The 9234-nt window shown below is 69.3% G+C and carries 9 protein-coding genes and 1 pseudogene; 8 read left to right on the top strand and 2 right to left on the bottom strand.

Translation table 11 applies throughout. From position 1 onward, the window contains the following. From FXN61_RS43735 to FXN61_RS43765, 8 genes and pseudogenes are all read left to right on the top strand, one after another. A partial coding sequence (locus tag FXN61_RS43735; RefSeq protein ID WP_167979724.1) for a helix-turn-helix domain-containing protein occupies nt 1-421 on the top strand: 421 nt, incomplete at its 5' end. Between the two features lie 145 nt (nt 422-566). After that, nucleotides 567-1160 (top strand): DUF6801 domain-containing protein, encoded by a 594-nt coding sequence (locus FXN61_RS43740; protein ID WP_167979725.1) that lies wholly within the window; start codon nt 567-569, stop codon nt 1158-1160. A 27-nt stretch (nt 1161-1187) separates the two neighbouring features. After that, nucleotides 1188-2078: a glutaminase gene (locus FXN61_RS43745; RefSeq protein WP_167979726.1), complete on the top strand. Its 891-nt coding sequence runs from the start codon at nt 1188-1190 to the stop codon at nt 2076-2078. A gap of 19 nt (nt 2079-2097) precedes the next feature. Continuing rightward, the gene (locus FXN61_RS43750) at nt 2098-3423 is read left to right on the top strand and encodes a M20/M25/M40 family metallo-hydrolase (protein WP_312878457.1); all 1326 of its coding nucleotides are present in this window, start codon (nt 2098-2100) and stop codon (nt 3421-3423) included. A 10-nt stretch (nt 3424-3433) separates the two neighbouring features. Beyond that, nucleotides 3434-4222, top strand: a complete 789-nt coding sequence (locus tag FXN61_RS43755; protein ID WP_167979727.1) for an SDR family oxidoreductase — start codon at nt 3434-3436, stop codon at nt 4220-4222. Between the two features lie 62 nt (nt 4223-4284). Next, a pseudogene (locus FXN61_RS53705) lies at nt 4285-4623 on the top strand (alpha/beta fold hydrolase); the annotation flags it as partial. A 95-nt stretch (nt 4624-4718) separates the two neighbouring features. Beyond that, a complete protein-coding gene (locus FXN61_RS53710; protein ID WP_246292964.1) occupies nt 4719-5117 on the top strand; it encodes an alpha/beta fold hydrolase in 399 nt (132 codons plus the stop codon). 11 nt (nt 5118-5128) lie between these two features. After that, complete coding sequence (locus FXN61_RS43765) at nt 5129-6223, top strand: hypothetical protein (protein WP_167979728.1); 1095 nt, start codon at nt 5129-5131, stop codon at nt 6221-6223. Here the strand turns inward: FXN61_RS43765 and FXN61_RS43770 are convergent. Together FXN61_RS43770 and FXN61_RS43775 are read right to left on the bottom strand one after the other, a co-directional pair. After that, nucleotides 6204-6647 (bottom strand): hypothetical protein, encoded by a 444-nt coding sequence (locus FXN61_RS43770; RefSeq protein WP_167979729.1) that lies wholly within the window; start codon nt 6645-6647, stop codon nt 6204-6206. The genes FXN61_RS43765 and FXN61_RS43770 overlap by 20 nt on opposite strands. Before the next feature lie 187 nt (nt 6648-6834). Next, a partial coding sequence (locus FXN61_RS43775) for a WD40 repeat domain-containing protein (RefSeq protein WP_167979730.1) occupies nt 6835-9234 on the bottom strand: 2400 nt, incomplete at its 5' end.

The following is a 9234-nucleotide window of genomic DNA, read 5'->3' on the forward strand; positions in this document are numbered from 1 at the left end:
CGGCCTGCCGGTGGTTCCCGCGGACGCGCGCAGGTCGCTGGCCTGCGCTCGCCGGGTGCTCACGCTCTCACGCGAGAAGGTGCTGCCGGATCGGCCGGTCCTCGACTGTGCCGACCACCTCGTCGAACTGACCGTGCTCGCGGACGAGTTCCTCGCCCGGCAGCTGGCCGAACGGGCGCTGGCGCCGCTGGCCCCGTTGACCGACCGGCAGCGCACCAAGCTCGCCGAGACGTTGCTCGTGTGGCTGTCGGCACGCGGTGGCGCACCTGAGGTCGCAGCCCGGCTGAAGGTGCATCCGCAGACCGTGCGTTACCGCGTGAACCAATTGGACGAACTGTTCGGCGACCGAATGCACGACGCGGGGGAGCGGTTCACCCTCGAACTGGCGCTGCGTGCGCACTATTTGTTGGATCGCGCCTGATAAATCGTCTCCGGCCAATTCGTACGCGGGTGACAAAAGCGGGTTTTCTCTTGCCTTGCGGAATCCGGGGTGGCTACATTACTGGCGAGTAAAGCAATACCCGCCTTCTTGCAGTTCAATGTCGTACTCATGGAGGTCCCTGCAGATGAAGACCCTCGCACGCGCCGCTGCCTGCGTTCTGGTCGCCGGAGCGCTGAGCGTGGTGACGGCCGGCACGAGCTCGGCCGCGACCGCTGAGCTGAACATCACCTACTCCTGCAATTTCTCGATCATCGGTGCGCAGGACATGCCGACCACGGTCAGCTCCGCGGACCTGCCGGACTCGGCCGTCGTCGGTGTGCCGACCGCGGTGTCCAACACCACGGTGAAGAGCACGGTGTCGGAGGACGCCACCACCACGCTGGGCTGGCTCGGCGCGAAGTCGGTCGACGGCACGATGACCAGCAACGTGCCGGTGACCGACGGGTCGGCCACCCAGACGCTCACGTCGGTCTCGACCATCCCGAACACGCCGGTGCCGGCCAGCGGCACGTTCGACGTGACGGCCACGGGCACGTTGCCGGCGATGATGCTCGCCAACGCCGGCACGGCGGCGATCTCGCTCGGCAACGCGGAGCTCAAGCTCACGCCGCGTCAGGCGGACGGTTCTCCGACCTGGCTCGGGACGATCACCGTCCCGTGCACGGTCAAGGCCGGCCAGAACACCCAGCTCTACTCCTTCCCGGTGGCTGCCAGCTAGATCGCGGTCCCGTGATGGGATGGCGGCATGGAGCTCCAGCAGCTGGTGGACCGCATCGCCGCCGAGGTGACGCCAGGAGGTGAGGTCGCCGACTACATCCCTGCGCTCGCCAGGATCGACCCGCACGCCTTCGGCCTCGCCGTCGCCACATTGGACGGCGAGGTCTTCGGCGCGGGGGAGCACCTGACACCGTTCTCGATCCAGAGCATCTCCAAGGCGTTCATGCTCGCCCTGGCCCTGTCGCAGGACGACGACGTCTGGTCGCGCGTGGGCCGTGAGCCGTCCGGATCACCGTTCAACTCGCTGGTGCAGCTGGAGAACGAGCAGGGCATCCCGCGCAACCCGTTCATCAACGCCGGCGCGCTCGTCGTCACCGACCACCTCGGGTTCGGCGCCGCTGATCGGCTGCTCGACTTCCTGCGGCAGGAGAGCGGAAACCCCCGGCTCGACGTCGACCCCGAGGTCGCCAAGTCCGAGCTCGACCACTCCGACCGCAATCGCGCCCTGGCGCATTTCATGGCCTCCTACGGCAACATGCGCAACTCCGTCGACGTCGTGCTGCACGAGTACGTCCGGCAGTGCTCGATCGCGATGAGCTGCGCGGATCTTGCCCGGTCGGCCCTGTTCCTGGCACGCCACGGCATCCGCAACGACGGCACCCGACTTCTGGGCGTGAGCGGTGCGAAGCGGGTCAACGCCGTGATGCTCACGTGCGGCACCTACGACGCCGCCGGTCAGTTCGCCTACCGGGTCGGCCTGCCGTGCAAGAGCGGGGTCGGGGGAGGGATCGTCGCCGTGGTCCCCGGAAAGTGCGCGATCTGCGTCTGGAGTCCAGCATTGGACGCGCGAGGGAACTCCGTCGCGGGTGTGGACGCATTGGACCGATTCACGACTCTCACCGGGTGGTCGGTGTTCTGACGGATGGTAGGAAGACGTGGTGAGCACAACGGGGAACGCACTGGTACTGGCAGAAGACGAGGCCGTGACGCTGGTCAGCGAGCTGATCAGGATCGACACCACGAACACGGGTGATCCCGCGACGGTGGTGGGGGAGCGCAAGGCCGCCGAGTGGGTGGCGGAGAAGCTGTCCGAGGTCGGCTACGAGACCACCTACGTCGAGTCGGGCGCCAAGGGCCGCGGCAACGTGATCGCGCGTCTTGCGGGCTCGGATCCCAGCCGCGGCGCGCTGTTGGTTCACGGTCACCTCGACGTCGTGCCCGCGGACGCCTCGGAGTGGTCGGTGCACCCGTTCTCCGGTGCTGTGCAGGACGGTTACGTGTGGGGCCGTGGCGCTGTCGACATGAAGGACATGGTCGGCATGACGCTCGCGCTGGCCAGGCACTTCAAGCGCGAGGGAGTCGTGCCGCCGCGCGACATCGTGTTCGCGTTCCTCGCCGACGAGGAGGCCGGTGGGCTCTTCGGCGCGAAGTGGCTGGTGGAGAACAGGCCTGAGCTGTTCGAGGGCGTCACCGAGGCGATCAGCGAGGTCGGCGGGTTCTCGATCACGCTGAAGGACGACGTCCGCGCCTACCTGGTCGAGACCGCCGAGAAGGGCATCCGCTGGCTCAAGCTGCGGGTCAAGGGCACAGCGGGCCACGGCAGCATGATCCACCGCGACAACGCGGTCGCGAAGCTCGCCGCCGCAGTCACGAAGCTCGACCAGCACAAGTGGCCGTTGATCGTGCGTCCGTCGGTGCGGGAGTTCCTGGACGGGGTCAGCGAGATCACCGGACTGGACTTCCCCGAGGACGACATCGAGGGCTCGATCGGCAAGCTCGGCGCCCTGTCGCGGATGATCGGCGCGACTCTGCGGGACACGGCGAACCCGACCATGTTGTCTGCGGGCTACAAGGCGAACGTGATCCCGTCGACCGCCGAGGCCACTGTGGACTGCCGCATCCTGCCGGGCCGCGAGGAGGCGTTCGACCGCGAGCTGGCCGAGCTGCTCGGCCCGGACGTCGAACGCGAGTGGATCGGCCTGCCGCCGGTGGAGACGACGTTCGACGGCGCACTGGTGGACGCCATGACGGCGTCGATCATCGCAGAGGACCCCGGTGCCCGCGTGCTGCCGTACATGCTCTCCGGCGGCACGGACGCCAAGTCGTTCCAGAAGCTCGGCATCCGCAACTTCGGTTTCGCGCCGCTGAAGCTGCCGGCCGACCTCGACTTCTCCGGGCTCTTCCACGGTGTGGACGAGCGAGTGCCGGTGGACGCGCTGAAGTTCGGCGTCCGCGTTCTCGACCGTTTCCTGCGCAACAGCTGAGGAGAACGCCATGTCCACTGTGGACTTGACCGGTCAGGTCGCGTTGGTCACGGGCGGCGCGGGCGGAATCGGCGTCGCCGTCGTGCGCCGCCTCGCGAAGCTCGGTGCGCGGGTGGCGGTGCTCGACCTCGACGCGGCCAGGGCGCAGCGGATCGCCTCCGAGGTGGGTGGCATCGCCATCTCCGGTGACGTCGCCGCCCCTTCGACGATGCCCGCGGTGGTGGAGCAGGTCGAGAAGGAGTTCGGGCGGCTCGACATCGTGCACCTGAACGCCGGGATCGGTGGCGGGCAGGCCGGGGTGGACGCCGCTCTGGACGTTGCCCGGTACCGGAAGCTGGTCGGGGTCAACGTCGACCACGTGGTCTACGGACTTTGTGCCGCGGTGCCGGCGTTGCGCCGGCAGGGTGGCGGCAAGATCGTGGTCACGGCCTCGCTGGCCGGGCTGACGGCGATGCCCGCGGACCCGCTGTACACGCTGACCAAGCACGCGATCGTCGGATACGTGCGGGCGGCGGGGAAGGCGCTGGCCGACGACGGGATCGTGGTCACCGCGTTGTGTCCTGGGTTCGTGGACACGTTGCTGCTGGGTGCGGCGAAGGAGGAGTTCGACGCCGTCGAGTTCCCGTTGCTGACGCCGGACGACATCGCCGAGGCGCTGCAGACGGTGCTCGCGGAAGGGACGCCGGGGGAGGCCTGGGTCATTCAGCCGGGTGGTCAGGCTTCGGCTTACCAGTTCCGTGGTGTGCCGGGTGTCGGTGGCCGGCAGATGCCACCGGATGTGGTGCTGGGACTCGTTTAGGTCGTGTCCTTTCGCCGTGTTGTCTCGTTAGGACGAACAGACGACACGGCGAAAGGAATCCGATGGTGCGGCTGGAGGACGGGACCGAGCTCAACGTGGTGCGCGCGGGCGACCCCGAGGCGCCGGTGACGGTCGTGCTGGCCCACGGCTACGCGCTCGACCACCGCAGCTGGCACAAGGTCGTCGAGCAACTGAGCGGCGACTTCCAGGTCATCTCCTACGACCACCGTGGCCACGGCAGGTCGTCGGGGGCGACGAAGGAGACGGCCACGATCGAGCGGCTCGGCGAGGACCTGGGGGAGCTGATCGAGCGGGCGGTGCCGAACGGGCGGATCGTGATCGCCGGGCACTCGATGGGCGGCATGGCGGCGCTGGCGATGGCCGAGCGCAGGCCGCGGCTGTTCCGGCAACGGGTGCTGGGCAACGTCTTCGTGTCACGGCGGCGAGCGGGCGGTCCGAGACGTCGCTCGCGTGGCCGAAGGCGGTCGGGAAGCTCGTGCGGGAGCTGGAGCGGGCGTTCGGGCCGATCGTGCGGGCGGTGCGGGAGAAGATCGAGCCGACCAAGACCGCGGGGTTGCGGTGGTGGCTGTTCGGTGACCAGCCCGCGGACGACGACGTGGAGCTCACCGCGGACATGGTGTGGGGGCACTGGCCGGAGACGGTCGCGCTGTTCCGGCCCGCGGTGGACCGGTACGACCGGGAGGCCGGGCTGACCGTGGCCAAGGAGAAGGCCGTGGTCGCCGTCGTGGGGGACGAGGACCGCCTGGTGCCGGAGACCGACGCGGTGAAGTTCGGCGGAACCTCGGTCGTGCTGGCCGATGCCGGACATATGCTTCCGCTGGAACGGCCGGCGGAGCTCGCGAACCTGATCCGCGAGGTGGCCACCAAGGCATAGCTGGGGGGCTGGTGCTGCACTACCTGGAGCCGCGGACGGACGTGCCCGCCAGAGACGACTGGTCGACCGGCCTGATCCTGGAGGACCTGCGCTGGGGCGCGAGGACCCTCGGCGGTGTCGCGCTCGTGACGGGGGCCGCCGCAGTGGCGTGCCTGTTCCTGCCGATGACGCCGGGCAACGCCGGCGCGATGGCGTTGCTGTTCCTGGTCACGCTGACGTGCGGGGTGGCGCCGTTGATGTACCGGTCGGAGACCAAGGCCCAGCGACGTGGCCTGCTCGACCAACCATGGCGGCGCGTTCCGGCCACGGTCGCGGAGAAGCGGGACGACATGATTGACGACCGCCTGCTGTTGGACGGGCTGGTGCTCAAGGGCTGGTTCCATGACCTGAATGACATGGTGCTGGAACGGCAGGAGGTCTTCGTCTGCGGCCCCGACGCGAGCGGGAAGGCGGTCATCAGGGTCGCCGGGTTCGCGAAGATGGAGAACGCCAAGGTCGACACCGGTGACCACCCCGCTCAGAAGCGCGTGGAGCGACCAGTCGGCCGGCCGTTGGACGACCCTGCGGTCGCCAAGGCGCACAAGGGCATGCGGTGGGGCGTGCGGTCGTGGCTGTGGTCGGCCGTGCCCGCGGGCATCGGCGCGCTGCTGGTCCTGCTCAGCCTGTTCCCGTTCGCCCCCACCGGCCTGATCATCGGCGGACTGGTGCTGGTCATGGGGTTGCTCGGCATCCCGTCGTCGATCGAGATCAGCCGCTGGTACCGCGACGCGGTGGTGGCGGTCGAGAGCTCCGCGCAGTGGACGCCGGTGCCGATCACGCTGTTCCCGTGGCAGCCGAACCAGCACGTGGCCGGGCTCGCGGAGATGCCGGGCGGCCTCGCGCTGGTGCAGTTCGTGATCCCGGACCTGCACGTGGTGGCGAACATCGCCGACACCGGCGTCATGTGGATCGCCGGTACGCACGGCGACGTGATCGCGGTCGGAGTGCCGAGGGTGCGCGTGCTGACGTTCGCCGCCGTGCAGCCGGATCGGGACACCCCGAAGGAAGCCCCGATCCCGTGGATCCAGCGGCTGCGTACGCCGGACTTCAGCGGCCTGCCGCGTTAGAACGACGCCTTCCCGGCGGGCGGCCGAACAGCCGTACGTGCTCGTCGACCAGCCAGTCCTTGAGCGGCGCCCACTCCGGGTGGTGGTTGAGCACCAGGAGCCGGTGCATCCACCAGTTCGGATCGTCGTGGCGGGGGAACGCCGCGAGCCACGCGGCCCTGTCTTCCACCGACAGGCCCCACAGGTGCGCGAGCTGGCCCTGGGCGTCCGTGTCGAGCTGGGCGGTGATCTGACCGCCCTCCGTGTGCCATTCCGCGCGCAGTTCACGCAGCACGGCTATGGCGCGTTCGTCGCCTTCCTCGGCGGTGACGACGACTGTGTGCAGGCCCTGCGCCGCGGCTTCGGCGAGCAGGGCTCGGGCGGACGTTTCGTCGTGCGGCAGTGCGCTGTGTGCGACCCCGACTTCTTGCGGCACGAGCTCCATGACTCAGAATCTGATCACATCTGCAACTACTGCGGTGGATTTTATTGCTTCAGTGTTGACTGAAGCCTCACCTTCACCCGGTTGACCGTCCTCGTTGCACGAACGTTGTTGTACGACGCCGGGGCATCGACACCACACAACGTTTTCGCACTACAAATGGGGTCGAGAGGAATGGTGAGGGTGTTGTTCAGCAGAGAGGCCTCGGCTCGACGCCGGGGAAGTATTGCTCCCAGTGCCGAGTGGACAGGTGCGCCGTCGTAGTAGCGCACACGCGGGCTGCGGTCGCCTCGAGGTCGATGTCCCAGACGCGGACGGTGCGGTCCGCCCCGGTGGTCGCCAGGGTGCGGTTGTCCGGCGCGAAGGCCACGCCCCACACCCGTTCCGTGTGTCCGTGCAGCACTGCCCGCACCTGGGGGTTGCGGGGATCGCGCACGTCCCACACGCGGATCACGTCGTCGGTCGTCCCGGCCGCGATGAGGGTGCCGTCGGGGGAGAAGGCGAGGCGCTGCAGCGGCCCGCCGTCGTTGGGCAGGGAGCTGAGCTTGCGCGGCTGTGCGGGATCGCTGATGTCGTACAGCGCGCCGCTGCTGCCCATGTTCGCGAACGCCATGACGTTGCCGTGGACGACCACGGTCATGGCCTCTTCGCGGCCGGCCTGCCCGCCGCGGCGGATGGGGTTCGGGGTGTCGTCCGTGCGCAGCGCGGGGTGGGCGCGGGGTGAAGCCGGATTGCTGACGTCCCAGAGCTGAAGCTCGCGGCTGCCGTTCGCGATCACGAGCGTGCGGTCGTCCTGGGAGAACTCGATCTGCCACACCATGTCGGTCTTCGGTATGGCGAAGCCGCCCACCTTCACCGGTGCGGCCGGGTCGGTGACGTTCCAGAGCCCGACGACACCGTCCTCCTCGCAGACGGCGAGCATCTTGCCGTCGTTGCTGAAGGTGGCGGCCACGATCGGGACGTTCCTGGTGATCGCCCTGGTGAGTTCTCGCGGCTGCGCGGGGTCGCTCACGTCCCACAGGCCCTGCCAGGTCATGGTGGACCCGAACACGACGTCGCGGGCCGGGTTGACGTCGACGGTGAGCGCCTCGTCGGCGGGCGTGAGCCCGGGCAGGGTCGAGATCTCCTCGGCGTGCCGGTCCTGCGGGCGCCAGAGCTTGATGGTGCCGTCGGAGGAGACCGTCGCGAAGTACCGCCCGCGTTTGTCGTGGTCGAGCTTCCACACCGTCCACTTGTGGTGGGCGTAGGTGAGGTTGGCCAGGTCGAGCACGCGGACCTCGGCGTCGGTGGTGGCCGTGACCATTCGCTTGGAGTCCGGGCTGAAGTTGACCGACCAGAGGGTGTCGGTGTGGCCCGCGAGCGCGGTGGCGAGCCGGACGTCGCGGAGATCGGTCACGTTCCAGACGCGGGTGGTCTTGTCGCCGCCGCCGCTGGCGAGGAACTTCCCGTCGGCGGAGAACGCCAGCGCGTGGATCGAGAAGCTGTGGCCGGTGGTGGTGCTGAGCAGGGCGGGGGAGCGGGGATCGGTGACGTTCCACAGCTGCACGTCTCCGTTGTCCGCACCGGTGGCGAGCGTGCGGCCGTCGGGGGAGAAGGCGACCGCGTCCGAGGCGAAGTCGCCGGTCGCGGGGTCGATGGTGGAGAGGTGGGCGCCGGTCGCGAGTTCCCAGAGCTTGACGGTGCCGTCCCAGGACGCGGACGCGAGCGTGGTGCCCGCGGGGTTGAGAGAGATGCCGTGGACGAGCTGCTCGTGCGCCTGGATCGTGCGCACGAGGGTGGCGGGGCCCGAGAGGTCCCAGACTCGGATCGTCTTGTCCTGGCCGCTGCTGACGAGCGTGCGGCCGTCCGGCGTGAACTGCACGGCCTGGACCTGCCCGTCGTGGCCGCTGATGCGTGCCTTCTCGACGGGCTTGCGCGGGTCGGTGAGGTCCACCAGGCGGATGAGACCGTCCCAGCCCGCCGTGGCGAGCGTCTTGCTGTCCGGGCTGAACGCCATGCCGTGGGTGGCGTTCTCGCCCGCGCGCAGGCGGCCGAGCTCGGTGGGGTGGTAGGGGTCGGCGAAGTCCCAGATGATCAGGGTCTTGTCGTCGGCGGCGGTGGCCATGATCTTGCCGTCGGGGCTGAACAGCGCGTAGGACGCCGCGTCCTGGTGGCCTCTGACGACGGTGACCTGGGGTGCCGCGAACGTGCTCAGCAGGCTGTCGCGTGCCGCCGGCAGACCGGTGAGCCGGTACGCGGCGAGGCGGAGCTGGCTGGCGAGGCCGGGGTCGCGGTCCTGCAGGCCGTTGGCCTCCGCGATGGCCTTCTGTGCGAGTGCGTTGGTTCGTTGCTCGGTGGTCTGTTGTTGCGCGCGCACGGCGAACACGGTCGCGGTGGTGGCCACGAGCAGCAGGGCGGCGAGCAACGCGACCACGCGGCGCAGGTTGGTGGTGCGGCGCGTCTCGGTGGCCAGTTCGTGTTCGACCGCGGCCTTGCTGGCGTCGAGGAACGCCTTCTCCTCGGCGTTGAGGGCGGCGGGATCGCGCTGGGCCCAGTCGGTGGCTTGGGTGAGCGGCACGCCCCGGTAGAGCGAGCCGGGGTCGCGGCCGTG

This window comes from Lentzea indica, from assembly GCF_012184385.1.
GTDB classification, from domain to species: Bacteria; Actinomycetota; Actinomycetes; order Mycobacteriales; family Pseudonocardiaceae; genus Lentzea; species Lentzea indica.

Coding starts and splice junctions, on each gene's coding strand:
- FXN61_RS43740 (WP_167979725.1), top strand. CDS start 567: ATGAAGACCCTCGCACGCGCCGCTGCCTGCGTTCTGGTCGCCGGAGCG.
- FXN61_RS43745 (WP_167979726.1), top strand. CDS start 1,188: ATGGAGCTCCAGCAGCTGGTGGACCGCATCGCCGCCGAGGTGACGCCA.
- FXN61_RS43770 (WP_167979729.1), bottom strand. CDS start 6,647: ATGGAGCTCGTGCCGCAAGAAGTCGGGGTCGCACACAGCGCACTGCCG.
- FXN61_RS43755 (WP_167979727.1), top strand. CDS start 3,434: ATGTCCACTGTGGACTTGACCGGTCAGGTCGCGTTGGTCACGGGCGGC.